Below are 16,522 nucleotides of genomic sequence, written 5' to 3'. Positions count from 1 at the left end.
CGCTACAGCCGCGCGATTCGCTGCTTCAGGCGCTCGACCGAGACGACGGCGCGCTGGTGGACCACCTCGGCCAGCAGCGTGTCGCCGCCGCGCACCGTGGCGGCGAAGGAGACCCGCCGGTCCGAGGCCTCCGTGACGGTGACCTCGACGTTGACCTCGGCGCCCAGCCGGGCCGCGGCCAGGTGGTCGATCTCGACGCGCGTGCCGACGCTGTCGTAGCCCGGCTCGAGCGCGCCCAGCAGCAGGTCGCGGCAGGCCATCTCGACGTCGGCGACGATCGCGGGGGTCGCGTAGACCCTGAGCTCCGGTCCCATGAATCCGATGGTCCGCTGCTCGTCGACGCGCACCGTCCTGCGCTCCGTCGCTCCGGCCTCGATCATCTGCCTGTCGCTCCCAGCCCGCCTTGTCCGGCCGAACTATGAAGCAGATAAGTTCATCTCTGCAAGCTTCCTCGGCGGCTCCGCCGAGGGCGAGCGGCACTGCTCCCTGCGGCGGGTCGGCTGCTGCGGCCGAGGGTTCCGGCCCGATCGCTTGCGCTTGCCGGATTGAACTTGCGTTAGTGAACTAATAGGCTATCCGTCGCCGAGAGGCGGAAGCGACAGCAGAGGGGTGGATCATGGGTGCGTTCATCAGGGCCGCGGCTGAATCGAGACCGCCGGAGACCGCCGGGTGGCTGGCCGGCAGCCCGACGCTCGGCGGCGACTACGAGCGGGACCGCGCGGCCTTCTCGGACTTCTGGCTTGCCGGCCTGGCCCGGCTCGATGCCCTGCCCGCCAGGGCGCGGCGCTCGCCGGCCGAGCAGGAGCTGGCGGAGAACCTGCTCGCCGTCAGCCGCGCCGACCGCGCCCGCTTCCTCGCCGCCCACGCGGCGAGCCTCTACCGCGCGTTGACGGAGGACCTCGCCCGCTTCCGGCGGGTCGAGGACTTGGCCTATGCGGCGGCCGAGGCGGTGCCGGGCCTGGTGCCGACGCGCGAGCGGGTCGAGGCCGAGGCGACCGTCGCTCAGAAGGACAAGGACGGCCACGAGATCGACCAGGGCCTGCTGTTCAACGGCTTTCTGGCCGAGCGGGCGTGCGGCCTGCACCTCTGCCACGCCATGCTTCTGCCGCGCGCCGAAGCCCTGGAGCTGGCGCCGCGCCTGGAGCGCGAGGAGCGGATCGACCTCGGCACCGCGATCTACGAGCGCCGGGGTGCGGTCGGCACGGTCTTCATGAAGAACCCGCGCTTCCTCAATGCCGAGGACGAGAGCACGGTGCATCAGGTCGAGACGGCGGTCGATCTGGCGCTGCTCGATCCGCGCGCCTCGATCTGCGTGCTGCGCGGCGCGCCCATCGAGGGCGGCAAGTACGACGGTCGCGGCGTGTTCTGCACCGGCATCAACCTGACCCGCCTCTATCACGGCCAGATTCCCTACCTCTGGTACCTCGTGCGCGAGATGGGCTTCATCAACAAGATCTATCGCGGCCTCGCCTACGAGGACGTGACCCCGGACGAGGAGCGAGGCGAGACGCTGGAGAAGGTCTGGGTCGCGCTGGTCGAGAAGTTCGCGATCGGCGGCGGCTGCCAGTACCTGCTGGTCACCGACTACATCCTCAGCGCCGACGACGCCTACATGACCCTGCCGGCGCGCAAGGAGGGCATCATTCCGGGAGCCGCAAACATGCGCCTGCCGCGCTTCGTCGGCGATCGCCTGGCGCGCCGCCTGATCATGTACGACCAGCGCCTCGACTGCGACAGCCCGGAAGGCCGGCTGGTCTGCGACGAGGTCGTGCCGGCGGAGCGCCTGGAGGCGGCCCTGGAGGAGGCGACGACCCGCCTGACAACCTCCGGCGTGGTCAGCGCCGCCGCCAACCGTCGCGGCTTCCGGATCGCCGACGAGCCGCTCGACGGCTTCCGCGCCTTCATGGCGGTCTACGCCCGCGAGCAGGTCTACTGTCACTTCTCGCCGGCCCTGATCCGCAATCTCGAGCGCTTCTGGAACGCACAGAGCCGCGCCGCCTAAGGGTTCCCGCGCGCAGCCGAAGCGGTAGCGGGCGGATGCGACTATCGACTAGGTTGAAACGCGCGATCAGGGGTAACGGGTTCGCCGCCGCCGCCATCTCCTTGCCGACCCGCGCGCGGTTGGCTAAGGCAGTTTCGGGGCATCGGGGGATCGACTCTTGCGGAAGACATTGACCGGGTTGCTGGCGGCCACCGCCTTGAGCGTGCCGGCACCGACACAGGCCGTGGTGATCCGCGACGACGTCGCCGCGGCGGCCGGCGGCCTCTCCAACTACTTCGATAGCGCCAACGCCTTTCCCTTCGTCGGCTATCTCGACATGGGCTGCACCGGCACGCTGATCGACGCGCGCACCATCGTGACGGCGGCGCACTGCTTCGGCTCGCAGCGGGATGCGGACCTCGCCGGCGCCGGCGCCGTCTCCTTCAAGAGCATCGTTGCGGCGCCCGCCGACGCGCGCTTCTCCTCGGTGCTGGTGCATCCCGACTACCGGGAGGACGTCTTCGCGCGGCGCGACATCGCAATCATCGCCCTCGACCGTCCGATCACCTCGATCAGGCCGATACCTCTGGCCCGCAGCGTGACCGCCGACGGCCAGGAGGTCGTCATCGTCGGCTACGGTCTCTCGACGCTCGCCTCGGACCCAGACGGCGTGCTCGACGACAGCAGGCGGCGCGTCGCGACCAATTCGCTCGACTTCCTCGGGCGCGCCAGCGACCTGCCGCCGAGCGGCGACGACGAGCTGCCGGACGACCAGACCGTCCTCGCCGTCGACGTCGATCACGTGCCCGAGGACCCCGACTACAGCTCGCTCGGCGCCTCCCTGGCGCGTGCCCTGGAGGGCGGTGGCGCGCCCGGCGACAGCGGCGGGCCCCTGTTCCTGGTGCTGCCCGACGGCAGCCTGGTCCTGATCGGCGTCCTGACCGGCGGCCATGCGCCCACCGAGGCGGCGGAGGTCGAGGGCGCCATCTTCAACGGCAAGCTGATGCTCGGCTACGGCGGCATCACGCTGTGGCAGTCGGTGCCCTTCTTCTACGACTGGCTGCAGGAGAATTCCTTCCTGCGCTGGACCTCGGCCGAGGCCGGCGACGGCGACTGGTCCTCGCCCGGCCACTGGAGCGGCGGCGTCGTGCCGAACAACGCCCAGGGCTACGTCGAGGGCGGCCGGGCGCGCTACTACAACGTCACGCTCGACCAGGCCGGCCGCACCCGCCTCGACATCGACGCGACGGTCGACAGCCTCACCGTCAGGAACGCGCTGGCGCGGCTCGACATCCTCAAGTCCCGGACGCTGGAGACCGAGGCCGGCACGACCCTCTCCTCGGGCCTGCTCCACGTCGACGGCTCGTTGAAGGCCGCCTGGCTCGACCTGCTCGGCGGTACCCTGGCCGGCCGCGGCCGGGTCTCGACCTCGGCCGGGCTGCTGCAGACCGGCGGCACCGTCTCGCCGGGCGGCACCGGCGCTATCGGAAGGCTTTCGATCGAGGGGACTTTCGACCAGCGCGGCGGCCGGCTGCTCGCGGAGCTGAAGGGCGCCGAGGCGGACCGGCTCGAGGTCACCGGCGGCACCGCGCGCCTCGGCGGCACGCTGGAGGTCGGCCTGCTCAGCGCGCCGCCCGACATCGGGGCGCGCTTCACGGTCGTCACCGGCGACGATCTCGAGCTCTCGAAGCTGGACGATCCCGAGCCGCTCGGCGCCGTGACCTTCCAGCTCGTCGGCTCGCCCCAGGCTCTCAGCCTGGAGGTCGGCCGCCAGCCGCTGACCAACCTTGCCACCGACGCCAACCAGGCCGCGATCGCGGCGGTGCTCGACGCGGGCCGCACGAGCGGCCTGTTCCCGCGCTCCTTCTACGACAGCCTCGATCCGCTCCTGGCCCCCGAGCTGGCCCGCGCCTTCGACCAGATCGGCGGCGCCTCGACGACGGCCGGCACCACCGCCCGGATCACCTCGGCCCAGTTCCTCGGCGCGGCCTCGCAGCGCGTCGCGGCGGTGCGCGCCGGCGGCGCGCTCGGCGGCGACAACGCGACGGCGCTGCGGCTGCTGATGTCACCCGATCCCGAAGCCTCGGTGCTGATCGACGCCGGCCTCGACCCCAGCGACGAGCAGCTGCTCAGCCGGCCGCGATTCGCCGGGCCGAGCGACGGGCTGGGCACCGCCGCGGCCGCAGGACCGGTCTTGGCGCTCGGCCGCGGCAGCGACCAGACCTCCGGCTCCGACGCCCTGCCGTTCGGCGTCTGGGTGCAGCCCTACGGGCTTTGGGCTTCGCGCGACGGCGAGAGCCGGGGCGACCGGTACGACACCACCCTGGGCGGCCTTGCCGCCGGCGCCGACTACAGGCTGTCCGGCGAGGGCGCCGAGTCGGGCCTCCTGCTCGGCCTGTCCTTCGGCTACGCGCGCGCCGACACCGGCTACGACGATCTCGACGGCAGCACCCGGCAGCGCAGCTACCAGGCGGGCCTCTATTCCGGCTGGTGGGACGGGCCCTGGAGCCTCGATGCCGGCCTCGGCATCGCGCTCAACCGCTACGAGACCGAGCGGACCGTCGCCTTCGGCGCCGTCAAGGAGACCGCGGAAGGCCGCTACGACGGCTACGAGGTCTCGGGCTACCTGGAGGGGGGCCGCCGCTTCGAGCTCGAGCTCGGCACCGGAGCCGCGCTCGAGGTGACGCCGCTGGCCGGCCTGCAGTTCCTGCACCTCTCGACCGAGAGCTACGACGAGAGCGGCGCCGGCAGCCTGGATCTCAGCGTCGGCTCGGACCGCACGACCAGCCTGCGCTCGAGCCTGGGCGCCGCCTTCGGCTACCCGCTGCAGCTCGATGCCGAAACCCTGCTGCGGCCCGAGGTGCACCTTCGCTGGAGCCACGAGTTCGCCGACACCCACAGTTCCCTCGACGCGCGCCTTGCGGCCGGCGGCACCGGCTTCGCGATCCGCTCCGGCGACCTCGGCCGCGACGCGGCGCTGATCGGAGCGGGCGTCTCCGCCGAGATCGGCAGCAACCTCGATCTCTCGCTCGGCTACGACGCCCAGGTCCAGAGCGGTTACATCGCCCACGCCGTCACCGGCCTTCTGCGCTGGTCGTTCTGACCGGCGCCGGCCCGGCCAAGGTGCCGCGGAACCCCCTGCCCGCGACTCCGTTGCTCCGGAGGAACGGCAAGGACGAACACGATGGAGCAGCGCGGCAGCGGGACCGGCCGCCGGGCGCAGCGACCGCGGTCGGCAGCGGATGGGGGCGGCGCGCTGGCACGCGACGCCCTGATCGGCGCCATCGCCGGCACGGCGGCGACGGTCGCCATGACCCTGGCGGCCGACGCGCTGTTCCGGCGATTGCCGGCGCGCGAGCGCTACCCTCTGCCGCCGCGGGAGCTGACCGAGCGCGCGCTGGCCGCCGCAGGGGCCAGGGAGGTCTTCGACGAGCCCGGCCTGCAGGCCGCGACGCTGGCCAGCCACTTCGGCTTCGGCGCCGCCTCGGGCGCGCTCTACGGTCTTCTCGCGCGGCCCTCGAGCCGCGGCACAGGCCGGCTCGGCGGCGCGCCGGCGGCCCTGGAGGGCGTCGGCTTCGCGATCGGCGTCTGGACCGCCAGCTACTTCGGCTGGGTGCCGGCCTTCGGCCTGCTGCGGTCCGCCTCCTCGCACCCCGCACGGCGCAACGCGCTGATGCTGTCGGTCCATCTGGTGTGGGGCTCGTCGCTGGGCCTCGTCGCCCAGGGCCTTTCCCGGGCGCTCAAGCCGATCGCCGGGGGCGAACTGCGCGACCGCTGACGGCCCGGGTGGCGGTTCGGCTCGGCTTCAGGACTTCGACTTGTGCTCCGGCTTGCCCTTGCGCTTGGTGGAGGCCATCTCGTCGAGCTCCTTCTCGCTCATCGATTCGTACATCGACTTCGAGGCGCCCTGGAGGTCGCCGACCTTGGTCTCGCCGCGCTTCGCCGAGAGGGCGGCACCGGCGGCCTTCTGCTGGGACTGTGACTTCGCTGGCATGCTCCTGCTCCTTTGCAGCCGCGGTCCCCGCGGCGCCGAGATCCTGCACCCGCCACGAAGCAGGAAACGAACAGGCGGACGCCAGGTTCGGCGCTAGACCTGGAGCACGCAGAAAAAATCCGCACAAAAAAGGAGAGCGGCCCGAAGGCCGCTCTCCAAACCCGCTGCCGAGGGCAGGGCGCCTACTCTTTCTCGGCGGCCTCGAGCTCCTGCTCGAGCGCCTCGAGAACCTCCCTGCCGTCCTCCCCGACCATCTCGATGTACTGGTCGCGGACCTGCTGGGCGCGCTCCTCGAAGACCGCGCGCTCCTCGGCGCTGAGGCGGATCATCTTGATGTCCGGCTTGGCCTCCTTGATCATCTCGAGGCGCTTCTCGTTGAACTCCTCCTGGACCTCGAAGATGTAGTCGGCGAGCTCGGCGACGGTTTCGTCGATCATCTGCCGCTGCTCGTCCGTGATGTCGGCGGCGTACCAGTCGGAATTGGTCACGACGGTCGTCGTGAACTGCTGCTGGCCGGCCCAGATCATGTAGTCGCTGACCTCGTAGAACTTCATCTCCTGGATCGCGAAGATCGGATTGACCTGGCCGTCGATCTGCTTGAGCTGCAGGCCGCCGTAGACCTCGCCGTAGGGCATCGGTGTCGGGCTGGCGCCGAAGGCCTCGTAGGCGGTGACGAGCATCGGCGAGACCATGGTGCGCATCTTGAAGTTGTCGAAGTCCTCGGGCGAGCGGACCTCCTTGTTGGTGGTCCAGACCATCTCGCCTTCCGGATACATGGTCAGCAGCTTCAGGCCCTTCTCCTCGAAGTCGCCGCCGAGCCGCTCGTAGATCGTCGGACTGTCGGTCAGGACCTTCTTGTTGGCGGCGTTGTTCTCCGACAGCAGGTAGGGGATCGAGAAGACCTGGATCTCGGGTACCATGGTGCCGAGGTGGCCCGGGGAGGCATTGGCGAACTGGATCGCGCCCTGGGTGACCAGCTCGGTCAGGTCCGCCGAGGTGCCGAGCGTGCCGTAGGCGTAGACCGTGACGGTCACGTCGCCGCCGGACTTCTCCTCGATGCGCTTCTTGAACTCCTGGGCGTACTGGTCCTGGACGCTGCCGTCGATCTCCTCGATGGCGAACTTCCACTCGGCGGCCTCGACCGAGGCGGCGCCGACGGTCAGGCCGAGCGCCGCGGCGCCGGCCAGCAGGAAGGAAAGTCTTCTGGTCGGAAGCATCTGTGCAACCTCCTTGTTCTGTTTCTCTGGTTCGTCGTAGCCGGCTACCGCCCGCATCCGGACAAGCCGCACGGCTCATCCCGTCGCAACGCGGAACGCCGGCTGTTCGACCTGATCGTTGAACCATCGAAGGTAGGAGATATAATGAACAGGTCAATGTATATATTGAACCATGACAAGTTGGATACCTGACCTCAGCGGCGCAAGCGCGCCCCTCTACCTCGCGATCGCCAACGCCCTCGGCGAGGCGATCGAGACGCGGGAGCTGCCCCAGGGCGTCAAGCTGCCGACCCACCGCCAGCTGGCGCTCAGCCTCGGTGTCAGCGTGCAGACGGTGAGCGCGGCCTACCGGGAGGCGGAGCGGCGCGGCCTGGTGGTGGGGGAAACCGGCCGCGGCACCTTCGTGCGCGGCAACGGCCAGATCTTGGAATCGCAGTTCATCATGCCGCGCCGGCACGAGCACCTGATCGACCTCTCGATCAACCGCCCGGCCAGCGGCTTCGTCCACGCCGAGGCGGTCCACGCCGTCTTCGGCGCGCTCGCCGAATCGATGGACCTGGCCTCGATGACCGCCTGCCGGCCGGTGCAGGGCCTCGACCAGCACCGCGTCGCCGCGGTCGAGTGGCTGACCCGGCGCAGCGTGCAGGCCGCGGTCGACCAGGTGGTGATCTGCAACGGTGCCGCCCACGGCCTGCTGCTGGCCCTGGCCACGGTCGCCGACCCGGGCGACACGGTGGTCACCGACGAGCTGACCGATCACGGCGCCATCCTGCTGGCCAGCACCCTGCATCTGCGGCTCAAGCCCTTGCCCTGCGACGAGCAGGGCATCCTGCCCGACGGCTTCGCCGCCGCCTGCGCCGCTGGCGACGTCCGCGCCCTCTTCACGATTCCGACCCTGAACAACCCGACCTGCACGGTGATGCCGCTCGAGCGGCGCCGGGCGCTGGCCGCGATCGCCCGGCGCCACGGGGTCGCCATCGTCGAGGACGATCCCTACTCGATGCTGCTGGAGAACCCGCCACCGGCGCTGTCGAGCTTCGCGCCGGAGCTCAGCTACTATGTCACGACCTTCACCAAGTCCCTGATGCCCGGGGTGCGCACCGGCTACCTGGTGGGGCCGCCGGCGCAGGTGCCGCGCATCGTCTCCCGCCTGCGCGCCACCTCCTGGATGGCGACCCCCCTGGTCGCCGAGATCGCGAGCCAGTGGCTCAGCGACGGCACCGCCGACCGGCTGATCCAGTGGCAACGCGACGAGATGACGGCGCGCCAGAAGATCCTGCAGCGGGCCCTGCGCGGGTTCCGGTACCGCTGCCAGCGCCACGCCCTGCACGCCTGGCTGACGATTTCCGAGCAGTGGCGGGTCGAGGCTTTCGTGGCCAGTCTGCGCCAGCGCAACGTCGCGGTGACGCCGGCGGAGGTCTTCATGGTCGGACGCGGCAACGAACCCCACGCGGTGCGGCTGTCGCTGGGGGCGACCCGCTCGCGCGCCCAGTTCGAGCAGGGGCTGACGGTGATCGCCGAGCTGCTGCGCCGCGATCCCGAGCCGCTGCTCGCCGAGGCGTGAGCGCCGGCAATGGAGGCCCGATTGTCATGATACAATTGTCAACTTGACATGATCGGTGTCCCTCTCAAGCATTGATCGGTCTGCGATTGACGCCCGTCGACCGGCGGCGGACGGAACAGGGGACTGCCGCGGCCGAAGGCGTCGGCGCGGTCCGATGGGGGAGACATGGCCGAGAGACGATCGGGCCAGACGGAGCCGGGCGGCGCCATGAAGGCGCTCGCGGCGATCGATCGCGTGATTGCCAGGTTCGAGAGCATCGTGCTGGCCTATGGCGTGATCCTGATGGCGATCAACTCGGTCGCCAACGTCATCGGCCGCTTCCTGCTCGGGCAGTCGATCTACTTCTCGCAGGAACTGAACGAGTTCCTGATCGTGCTGGTCACCTTCGTCGGCCTCGGCTACGCGACCCGTCAGGGGCGCCACATCCGCATGTCGGCCTTCTATGACCAGTTGCCCGATCGCGGCCGCAAGGCGCTGATGATCCTGATCGCCGCGCTGACCGGCACGATCATGCTGGTGCTGGCCTACTACTCCTACCTCTACGTCGACCGCCTGGCCCGCCTCGGCAAGGTCACGCCCTCGCTGCAGGTACCGCTCTACCTGACCTACCTGTGGGTCCCCGTGGGCTTCGTGATCACCGGCATCCAGTACTACCTGACGGTGGTCCGCAACTTCCAGAAGCATGACGTCTACATCTCCTTCGACAACATCGACAGCTACGACGAGGTCGACGACCTCCTGCCGCCGGCGCCGCGCGAGGACATGCCCGGTGAACGGCCGGGGCCGGACCTCACGCCGCCGGATGGCCCCGGCAAGGAGCGCTCGCCATGACCGCCGCCATGGTCGGGACGATGATCGTCCTGCTGCTGCTGGGCTTCCCGATGATGGTGCCGCTGCTCGGCGCCACGATGCTCGGCTTCTTCGTCTTCTTCGCCGGCATGAAGCCGGAAATCATGATCCAGCAGATGATCGGGGGCGTGAAGCCCTCGGCGCTGATCGCCGTGCCGATGTTCATCCTGGCGGCCGACATCATGACCAAGGGACACTCGGCCAACCGCCTGCTCGACCTGGTGATGAGCTTCGTCGGCCACGTGCGTGGCGGCCTGGCGATCACCACCGCCACGACCTGCACGCTGTTCGGCGCCGTCTCCGGCTCGACCCAGGCGACGGTCGTCGCGGTCGGCGGGCCGCTGCGGCCGAAGATGCTGGAGGCCGGCTACAAGGACTCCTTCGTAATGGCGCTGTGCATCAATGCCAGCGACATCGCCTTCCTGATTCCGCCCTCGATCGGGATGATCATCTACGGCGTGATCTCCGGGACCTCGATCGCCGAGCTGTTCATCGCCGGTATTGGCCCGGGCCTGCTGATCCTCTTCATGTTCTCGCTCTACTCCTATTTCTACGCCTGGATCACCGGCATCCCGACCCAGCCGAAGGCGACCTGGGGCGAGCGCCTGACGGCGATCAAGGGCTCGATCTGGCCCTTCGGCTTTCCGCTGATCATCATCGGCGGGATCTACGGCGGCATCTTCAGCCCGACCGAGGCGGCCTCGGTCTGCGTCGTCTACGCCGTCGTGCTCGAGTGCCTGGTCTTCCGCTCGATCAAGCTCAGCGAGCTGCCGGAGATCGCCCTTTCGACCGGGTTGATCACGGCGGTGGTGTTCATCCTCGTCGCCGCCGGCGCCGCCTTCTCCTGGACCATCTCCTTCGCCCAGATCCCGCAGGCGATCCTGGGCTCGATCGGCCTCGACCAGGCCGGCCCCTACATGGTGCTGGTGGCGATCTCGATCGCCTTCTTCGTCGGCTGCATGTTCGTCGACCCGATCGTGGTTATCCTGGTCCTGGTGCCGATCTTCGCGCCGATCGTCGACGCCTCGGGCCTCGACCCCGTACTGGTCGGCATCATCATCACGCTGCAGGTCGCGATCGGCTCGGCGACTCCGCCCTTCGGCTGCGACATCTTCACGGCGATCGCGATCTTCCGGCGCCCCTACTTCGACGTCATCAAGGGCACGCCGCCCTTCATCTTCATGCTGCTGGCGGCCGCTGCGGGCCTGATCCTGTTCCCGGAGATCGCGCTGTTCCTGCGCGATGCGGCATTCGACAAGTAGCGCGGGCGAGAAAGGCGAGGCCATGTTCAAGACCATCGTCGTCGCGGTCGACGGATCGGACCACGCCGCCAAGGCGGCGGAGCTGGCAATCGACCTGGCGAAGCGCTACGGCGCGCGGCTGTTCGCGCTCAGCGTCTACCGCCACTACAGCAAGCTCGAGAGCAGCCACTCGATGGTGCGTACCCGCGAGGTCCCGGAGTCGCCGGACGCGACCCTCAGCCTGCTCGCGCGCGAGGCCGCCCAGTGGGTCGTCGACAAGGCCGACGAGGCCGACTTCCCGGGCGTCGAGCCGGTCGTGCGGCGGGGCCCGGCGGCGCGCACCATCATCGAGTTCGCCAAGGAATCGGGCGCCGACGCCGTCGTCATCGGCAGCCGCGGGCTGGGCGACATCACCGGCATGCTGCTCGGCAGCGTGTCGCACAAGGTCAACAGCCTGGCCGGCTGTACCTGCATCACGGTGAAGTAGCGGGACCGGCCCGACAGACGGCCGGCCCCGGGGAGGAAGGAATGCCCCTCGGAGGGAGCGAGAAGAGCGCAGCGCCACGATCGACGCGGCGCGCCGGCTTCGCGCTTGCGGCGGGGCTGGCGGTCGGGCTGGCCGGCGCGACGGCGCCTGCGACCGCGCAGGATACCCTCGAGCGCGTGCGTTCCGGCGAGCCCCTGCGCATCGGCGTCGCCAACGAGCGTCCCTACGCCTGGGTGGAGGAGAACGGCCGGGCGACCGGCGAGGCGCCGGAGATCGCCCGGCAGGTGCTGTCCGAGATCGCGCCGGAGAGCCGGATCAAGGCGAGCGCGATGGACTTCGGCGCCCTGATCCCGCGTCTGCAGGGCGGCGAGATCGACGTCATCGCGGCCGGCATGTTCATCACGCCGGCGCGCTGCGCCCAGGTCGCCTTCAGCGAACCGACCTACGTCGTGGGGGAGGCCTTCGCCGTGCGCCGCGGCAACCCTGCCGGGGTCACCGACTACCGTGCGATCTCGGAGCAGGAGTCGGTGCGGGTCGGCCTGATCGCCGGCACGGTCGAGTACAACTACGCCCTGGTGACCGGCATTCCGGCCGACCGCGCGCCGCTCTATCGCAGCTTCGACAAGGCGATCGAGGCCCTCAAGGCCGGCGAGGTCGAGGCGGTCGGCCTGACCAGCCTGACGGCCCAGGGCATCGCCGCCGCGGATCCCGAGATCGATGCCACGGAGCAGTTCTTCCCGGTTCTCGACGGGCAGGAGGTCAAGGGCTACGGCGGCTTCGCCTTCCGCAAGGAGGACCAGGCCCTGCGCCAGGCTTTCGACGCGGCGCTCAAGGATTTCCTCGGCAGCGAGGCGCACTGGCAGCTGGTCGAGCCTTTCGGCTTCACCCCCGAGATGGCGGCCGACCGGACGGTCGAGGAGCTCTGCGCCCGCTGAGCGCGCTCGCGCGATCCGCCCTATCCCGGAAAGGCCTCGTCCCAGCGGCAGGGCAGGGACCGGCCGCCGGCGGTAAGCCCCCCGGCGCGCGCCCGTTCGGCTTCGTCGAGGTCGCCCCAGAGCGTCTGCGCCTCGGCCCCGGCCTCGGCATCGCCCTGGCCGGCGGCGACCGAGAGCCAGGCATAGGAGAGCGCCCGGTCCTGCGGGCGGCCCGAGACGCGCTCGGCGACGCGGCGCATGACCCGAACCCCGTCGACGACCTCGCCGGAATAGATCCGGCCGAGCTTGCGGGAGGCAGGGGCGTGCCCCTGGGCGGCGGCCCGGCACAGCCAGTCGGTGGCGGCCCGGGTGTCGTAGAAGCCTTTGCGGTCGCCGAGCGAGCAGCAGAGCGCCTCGCCGACCCTGTACTGGGCCTCGACCTGGCCGGCGCGCGCGGCCTCGATGTTGTTCTCGTAGACGACCTCGTCCTTGGCCATGTTGGCGCCCTCCATGGCCGCGCCGGCACAGCCGCCGAGCGCGAGCAGGAGGCAACCGTTCAGGAGTCCCGTGACCGTGAGCCGCATCGTGCTTTCCCCCAAAAAGCGCAACCAGAGCGTCAGAGGTTCACCGGGCGGCGCCAGGACTCAATGCGAGTCGTCGCGATGGCGGCCGCGCAGGGAGAGATAGAAGTCGTAGATCGCCAACAGCACGCCGATCGTCACCACGACGATGAGGTCGAGGCGCCACACGAAGCCGACCAGGACCGCCAGGAAGCCGATGAAGCCTGCCAGTGCGAAGAGCGCCAGCACCTTGTCGAGCCATGTCATGCCAGTCTCGCCTCCTGCGGGTTGCCGACCGCGGCGTGGTCCGCGGCCAGCGTGCGCTGCAGCCAGGCCGCTGTCCGCAGCAGCCGCTCGTCCTCGCCCTTGCGGCCGATCAGCTGGACGCCCATCGGCAGCCCCGTCTCTCCGGACAGCAGCGGCAGGGTCACCGCCGGCACGCCGAGCAGGGTCCAGAGGGCATTGAACGACGGCTTTCCGGTGATCGCCAGATCGCGCGGTGCCTCGCCGGGCGCCGACGGCGTGACGATCGCGTCGTAGCGCTGCAGGACCCGGTCGAGGCCGGCGCGCAGGACGGTGGCCCAATCGGCTGCGGCCAGGAACTCCAGGGCCGAGACCTTTCGGCCGTCGTCGATCGCCTGCTTGAGCACCGGGCTCAGCAGCGCGCCGTGGCGCTCCAGGTAATGGCCATAGTTGCGGGCGATGCCGACGTGCTGGAGACGCAGCTGCGCCGGGAGGCCCTCGGCGAACTCGCGCGGCAGCGCGACCTCGTCGCAGATCCCCTCGTCGATCTCGCCGAGTGCCTCGAGCAGCTCGGCGAAGGCCGCGACCGTGTCCGGCGCCGCCTCCTCCCAGCTCGGCCCCTTCACGAAGGCGAGCAGCGGGCGAACCGGTGGCTTCGCCTGGGTGGCGGCGCAGAGAGGCAGGTCGGCCACGAGGCGGGTGTCGGCGTCGCCGGCATCGTGGCCCTGCAGGACCTCGGCGAGCAGCGCCGCCCCCTGCAGGTCGCGCGCGAAGGTGCCGAGCGTGTCGAGCTCGCGCGACTGCAGCAGCACGCCGCCGCGCGGAATCAGGCCGAAGCTCGGCTTGAAGCCGACGATGCCGCAGAAGGCCGCCGGGCGGATCACCGATCCGGCCGTCTGGGTGCCGATCGCCAGCGGCACCATGCCGGCGGCGACGGCCGCGGCCGAGCCCTGGGAGGAGCCGCCGGGCGTGTGCTCGGGGTTGTGCGGGTTGCGGGTCGGTCCAGGTGCGAAGTAGGCGAGCTCCGTCGTCACGGTCTTGCCGAAAACCAGCGCGCCGGCCTGGCGCAGGCGCGTCACCAGGACGGCGTCGTGTTCCGGGCGCCGGCCGGCGTCGGCCGGGGTGCCGTTCTCGGTCGGCATGTCGGCCGTGTCGATCGTATCCTTGAGTGCCACCGGAACGCCGTGCAGCGGGCCGAGCGGGCGGCCGTGCTTGCGATGGGCGTCGAGCCGCTCCGCCTGTGCGCGGACATGGGCGGGGTCGAGAAAGGCGAAGGCCCGCACTTCCGCCTCGACCGCTTCGCAGCGAGCGAGAAAAGCCTCCGCCACCTCGGCGGCGGAGAGCGCGCCGCTGGCGAGGCGGTCGCGCAGCTCGAGCACGGGCAGGCGGTTCGCGCCGCCCTTCGTCTCAGCGGGCGCCATAGACCAGGCCGGGCAGCCAGAAGACGATCTGCGGGAAGATGTAGAGCAGCGCCATGGCGATCAGGACCATGGCCAGGTAGGGCATGCAGCCGCGGAAGATCTGCACGAGCTGGATCTGTGGTGGCGCGATTCCCTTCAGGTAGTAGGCCGACATGGCCATCGGCGGGGTCAGGAAGGAGGTCTGCAGGTTCAGCGCGATCAGGATGCCGAAGAACAGCGGGTCCACGCCGAACTGCGCCAGCAACGGCAGGAAGATCGGCACGAAGATGATGATGATCTCCGACCATTCCAGCGGCCAGCCGAGCAGGAAGATGATGAGCTGCGCCAGGATCAGGAACATCAGCGGCGTGAGGTCCAGGCTGGTCACGAAGGTCGCGATGACGTGCTCGCCGCCCAGATAGGAAAAGACCGAAGAGAAGGTCCAGGAGCCGACAAACAGCCAGCAGACCATGGCCGAGGTGCGCACGGTCAAATAGACCGATTCGCGCAGCCGGTCCCAGGTCAGCGCGCGATAGATCGCCGCCAGGAACAGCCCGCCGAGGGCGCCCACGGCGGCCGCCTCGGACGGAGTCGCGAGACCGAACAGGATGGCGCCGAGCACCGAGCTGATCAGAAGGGCGAGCGGCAGGAAGGAGGTCGCAAGCAGCAGCATCAGCTTGCCGGTGCCGATCGGCTCGAACTCGTCGTCGCGCAGCTTGGGCGCGACCTTCGGATCGAGCGTGGCTCGACCGATGACGTAGACGACGTAGAGACCGGCCAGCAGCATGCCGGGGAGCAGCGCGCCTGCGTAGAGCTGGACGATCGAGACGCCGGAGGTGGCCGCGTACACGATCAGCATGATCGAGGGCGGGATCAGGATGCCCAGCGTGCCGCCGGCGCAGATCACGCCGGAGGCGAAACTGACGTCGTAGCGCGCCTTCAGCATGGCGGGGAAGGCGAGCAGCCCCATCAGCGTGACGACGGCGCCGACGATGCCGGTCGCGGTGGCGAACAGCGCACAGGTGATCAGCGCCGCGACGGCCATCGAGCCCGGAACCCGTCGCGCCGCGATCTGCAAAGTCGAGAACAGCCTGCTGACGATGTTGGCTCGCTCGACGATGTAGCCCATGAAGAGGAACAGGGGCACCGCCGTCAGAACGTCGTTCGCCATCACCGAATAGGTCTGGTTGACGAGCAGGTCGAATATCCGGTTGTCGAATATCGTCTGCATGCGCGCCGGGTCGTAGTAGGCGTAGTAGCCGAAGGCGACGCCGAGTGCCATCAGCGTGAAGGCGATCGGAAAGCCAAGCATGATGACGAAGATGAAGATGCCGAGCATCATCACGGCGATCTGCGGGTCCGTCATGGCTCAGCTCCTGCGCGGGCGGTCTGGATCGGCGTCGCCGACAGCGTCCGGGACCACGACGTCGACAGCCTCGCTGCCGTGCGCCAGGATGGCGCCGATCTTGCCCTCGAGCAGTTGCTTCTCGATTTCCTCGACGTCCTCCTCGCGGGCCGGCCAGCTGCCGCGCTTGAGGCAGAGCAGGCAGCGACAGACCTGGGCGGTGCCCTGAATGAACAGCAGCAGCCCGGCCGCCACGATGATGAACTTGAACTGGAAGATCGGAATATTGGCCGGACTCATCACGCTAACCTCCAGATATCTGTAGGAGCGTGAGAAGTACTTCCAGCCGGCGATCACCAGGGCGATCACTCCTGGAAAGAAGAACAGGATGTAGAGGACGAGCTCGACACCAGCCTGCACGCGCTTCGGCCACAGGCGGTAGAGCACGTCGCCGCGGACGTGGCCGTCGCGCGACAGCGTGTAGGCACCGGCCATCATGAAAAGGGTGCCGTACATCAGGTAGGACAGGTCAAACGCCCAGGGCGTCGGCGCGCGCAGAAGGTAGCGGACGAAGACCTCGTAGCCGACGCCGAAGGTCATGACCAGAATCGACCAGGCGAAGGCCTTGCCGAACCAGGCGCTGATCGTGTCACAGACGTGGATGTAGCGTTCCATGCAGGCCGCTCACCTCGGGAGGCACACGGGCGGGGGGGGGGGGGGGGGGGGG

At 69.7% G+C, this 16,522-nt stretch carries 16 protein-coding genes; 8 read left to right on the top strand and 8 right to left on the bottom strand.

Going from position 1 to position 16,522, the window contains the following annotated elements; genetic code table 11:
- Positions 1 to 2: 2 nt before the first annotated feature.
- Complete coding sequence (locus WD341_RS14705; RefSeq protein WP_368426225.1) at positions 3 to 380, bottom strand: thioesterase family protein; 378 nt, start codon at positions 378 to 380, stop codon at positions 3 to 5.
- A gap of 236 nt (positions 381 to 616) precedes the next feature.
- Here WD341_RS14705 and WD341_RS14700 point away from each other — a divergent pair, with 236 nt between their 5' ends.
- From WD341_RS14700 to WD341_RS14690, 3 genes are all read left to right on the top strand, one after another.
- Positions 617 to 2,002 carry an enoyl-CoA hydratase/isomerase family protein gene (locus WD341_RS14700; RefSeq protein WP_368426224.1) on the top strand — a complete coding sequence of 462 codons (1,386 nt, stop codon included), beginning with the start codon at positions 617 to 619 and terminating at the stop codon, positions 2,000 to 2,002.
- A 157-nt stretch (positions 2,003 to 2,159) separates the two neighbouring features.
- Positions 2,160 to 5,084: an autotransporter domain-containing protein gene (locus WD341_RS14695; RefSeq protein WP_368426223.1), complete on the top strand. Its 2,925-nt coding sequence runs from the start codon at positions 2,160 to 2,162 to the stop codon at positions 5,082 to 5,084.
- Positions 5,085 to 5,165: 81 nt separating this feature from the next.
- Positions 5,166 to 5,759: a hypothetical protein gene (locus tag WD341_RS14690; protein ID WP_368426222.1), complete on the top strand. Its 594-nt coding sequence runs from the start codon at positions 5,166 to 5,168 to the stop codon at positions 5,757 to 5,759.
- A gap of 27 nt (positions 5,760 to 5,786) precedes the next feature.
- On the opposite strand, the gene WD341_RS14685 is transcribed toward WD341_RS14690, so the two are convergent.
- Both WD341_RS14685 and dctP read right to left on the bottom strand, forming a co-directional pair.
- Positions 5,787 to 5,975, bottom strand: coding sequence for a DUF3008 family protein (locus tag WD341_RS14685; RefSeq protein ID WP_368426221.1), 189 nt, complete (start codon positions 5,973 to 5,975; stop codon positions 5,787 to 5,789).
- A gap of 182 nt (positions 5,976 to 6,157) precedes the next feature.
- Positions 6,158 to 7,192 carry a TRAP transporter substrate-binding protein DctP gene (gene dctP / locus WD341_RS14680; protein ID WP_368426220.1) on the bottom strand — a complete coding sequence of 345 codons (1,035 nt, stop codon included), beginning with the start codon at positions 7,190 to 7,192 and terminating at the stop codon, positions 6,158 to 6,160.
- A 172-nt stretch (positions 7,193 to 7,364) separates the two neighbouring features.
- Between dctP and WD341_RS14675 the strand changes: the two genes are divergently transcribed.
- From WD341_RS14675 to ehuB, 5 genes are all read left to right on the top strand, one after another.
- A complete protein-coding gene (locus WD341_RS14675) occupies positions 7,365 to 8,756 on the top strand; it encodes a PLP-dependent aminotransferase family protein (protein WP_368426219.1) in 1,392 nt (463 codons plus the stop codon).
- Positions 8,757 to 8,921: 165 nt separating this feature from the next.
- Complete coding sequence (locus tag WD341_RS14670; RefSeq protein WP_368426218.1) at positions 8,922 to 9,587, top strand: TRAP transporter small permease; 666 nt, start codon at positions 8,922 to 8,924, stop codon at positions 9,585 to 9,587.
- Positions 9,584 to 10,867, top strand: coding sequence for a TRAP transporter large permease (locus WD341_RS14665; RefSeq protein WP_368426217.1), 1,284 nt, complete (start codon positions 9,584 to 9,586; stop codon positions 10,865 to 10,867). The genes WD341_RS14670 and WD341_RS14665 overlap by 4 nt, the downstream gene beginning before the upstream one ends.
- Positions 10,868 to 10,889: 22 nt before the next feature.
- The gene (locus WD341_RS14660; protein WP_368426216.1) at positions 10,890 to 11,333 is read left to right on the top strand and encodes a universal stress protein; all 444 of its coding nucleotides are present in this window, start codon (positions 10,890 to 10,892) and stop codon (positions 11,331 to 11,333) included.
- Positions 11,334 to 11,374: 41 nt separating this feature from the next.
- The gene (ehuB, locus tag WD341_RS14655; RefSeq protein ID WP_368426215.1) at positions 11,375 to 12,268 is read left to right on the top strand and encodes an ectoine/hydroxyectoine ABC transporter substrate-binding protein EhuB; all 894 of its coding nucleotides are present in this window, start codon (positions 11,375 to 11,377) and stop codon (positions 12,266 to 12,268) included.
- 20 nt (positions 12,269 to 12,288) lie between these two features.
- Here ehuB and WD341_RS14650 read toward each other — a convergent pair whose 3' ends face one another.
- From WD341_RS14650 to WD341_RS14630, 5 genes are read right to left on the bottom strand one after another with little or no spacing between them, the layout of a single operon-like run.
- Positions 12,289 to 12,831, bottom strand: coding sequence for a hypothetical protein (locus WD341_RS14650; protein WP_368426214.1), 543 nt, complete (start codon positions 12,829 to 12,831; stop codon positions 12,289 to 12,291).
- A 60-nt stretch (positions 12,832 to 12,891) separates the two neighbouring features.
- Positions 12,892 to 13,074: a hypothetical protein gene (locus tag WD341_RS14645; RefSeq protein WP_368426213.1), complete on the bottom strand. Its 183-nt coding sequence runs from the start codon at positions 13,072 to 13,074 to the stop codon at positions 12,892 to 12,894.
- Positions 13,071 to 14,429: an amidase gene (locus tag WD341_RS14640; RefSeq protein ID WP_368426212.1), complete on the bottom strand. Its 1,359-nt coding sequence runs from the start codon at positions 14,427 to 14,429 to the stop codon at positions 13,071 to 13,073. Before WD341_RS14640 ends, WD341_RS14645 begins: the two co-directional genes overlap by 4 nt.
- Before the next feature lie 28 nt (positions 14,430 to 14,457).
- A complete protein-coding gene (locus tag WD341_RS14635) occupies positions 14,458 to 15,816 on the bottom strand; it encodes a TRAP transporter large permease subunit (protein ID WP_368426211.1) in 1,359 nt (452 codons plus the stop codon).
- 3 nt (positions 15,817 to 15,819) lie between these two features.
- Positions 15,820 to 16,470, bottom strand: coding sequence for a TRAP transporter small permease subunit (locus WD341_RS14630; RefSeq protein ID WP_368426210.1), 651 nt, complete (start codon positions 16,468 to 16,470; stop codon positions 15,820 to 15,822).
- Between the last annotated feature and the right edge of the window lie 52 nt (positions 16,471 to 16,522).

Origin of the sequence: Tistlia sp. (assembly GCF_040905785.1) — a bacterium.
GTDB lineage: Bacteria > Pseudomonadota > Alphaproteobacteria > Kiloniellales > DSM-21159 > Tistlia.
Note: the sequence above shows the minus strand (reverse complement) of the source record. Positions and strands in the feature narration are given on the sequence as shown.

Excerpts from the sequence above, each read along its gene's own strand:
- WD341_RS14635 (WP_368426211.1), bottom strand. The coding sequence starts at position 15,816 with ATGACGGACCCGCAGATCGCCGTGATGATGCTCGGCATCTTCATCTTC.
- WD341_RS14685 (WP_368426221.1), bottom strand. The coding sequence starts at position 5,975 with ATGCCAGCGAAGTCACAGTCCCAGCAGAAGGCCGCCGGTGCCGCCCTC.
- WD341_RS14700 (WP_368426224.1), top strand. The coding sequence starts at position 617 with ATGGGTGCGTTCATCAGGGCCGCGGCTGAATCGAGACCGCCGGAGACC.
- WD341_RS14690 (WP_368426222.1), top strand. The coding sequence starts at position 5,166 with ATGGAGCAGCGCGGCAGCGGGACCGGCCGCCGGGCGCAGCGACCGCGG.
- WD341_RS14675 (WP_368426219.1), top strand. The coding sequence starts at position 7,365 with ATGACAAGTTGGATACCTGACCTCAGCGGCGCAAGCGCGCCCCTCTAC.
- WD341_RS14650 (WP_368426214.1), bottom strand. The coding sequence starts at position 12,831 with ATGCGGCTCACGGTCACGGGACTCCTGAACGGTTGCCTCCTGCTCGCG.
- dctP (WP_368426220.1), bottom strand. The coding sequence starts at position 7,192 with ATGCTTCCGACCAGAAGACTTTCCTTCCTGCTGGCCGGCGCCGCGGCG.
- WD341_RS14660 (WP_368426216.1), top strand. The coding sequence starts at position 10,890 with ATGTTCAAGACCATCGTCGTCGCGGTCGACGGATCGGACCACGCCGCC.
- ehuB (WP_368426215.1), top strand. The coding sequence starts at position 11,375 with ATGCCCCTCGGAGGGAGCGAGAAGAGCGCAGCGCCACGATCGACGCGG.
- WD341_RS14665 (WP_368426217.1), top strand. The coding sequence starts at position 9,584 with ATGACCGCCGCCATGGTCGGGACGATGATCGTCCTGCTGCTGCTGGGC.
- WD341_RS14630 (WP_368426210.1), bottom strand. The coding sequence starts at position 16,470 with ATGGAACGCTACATCCACGTCTGTGACACGATCAGCGCCTGGTTCGGC.
- WD341_RS14705 (WP_368426225.1), bottom strand. The coding sequence starts at position 380 with ATGATCGAGGCCGGAGCGACGGAGCGCAGGACGGTGCGCGTCGACGAG.
- WD341_RS14670 (WP_368426218.1), top strand. The coding sequence starts at position 8,922 with ATGGCCGAGAGACGATCGGGCCAGACGGAGCCGGGCGGCGCCATGAAG.
- WD341_RS14645 (WP_368426213.1), bottom strand. The coding sequence starts at position 13,074 with ATGACATGGCTCGACAAGGTGCTGGCGCTCTTCGCACTGGCAGGCTTC.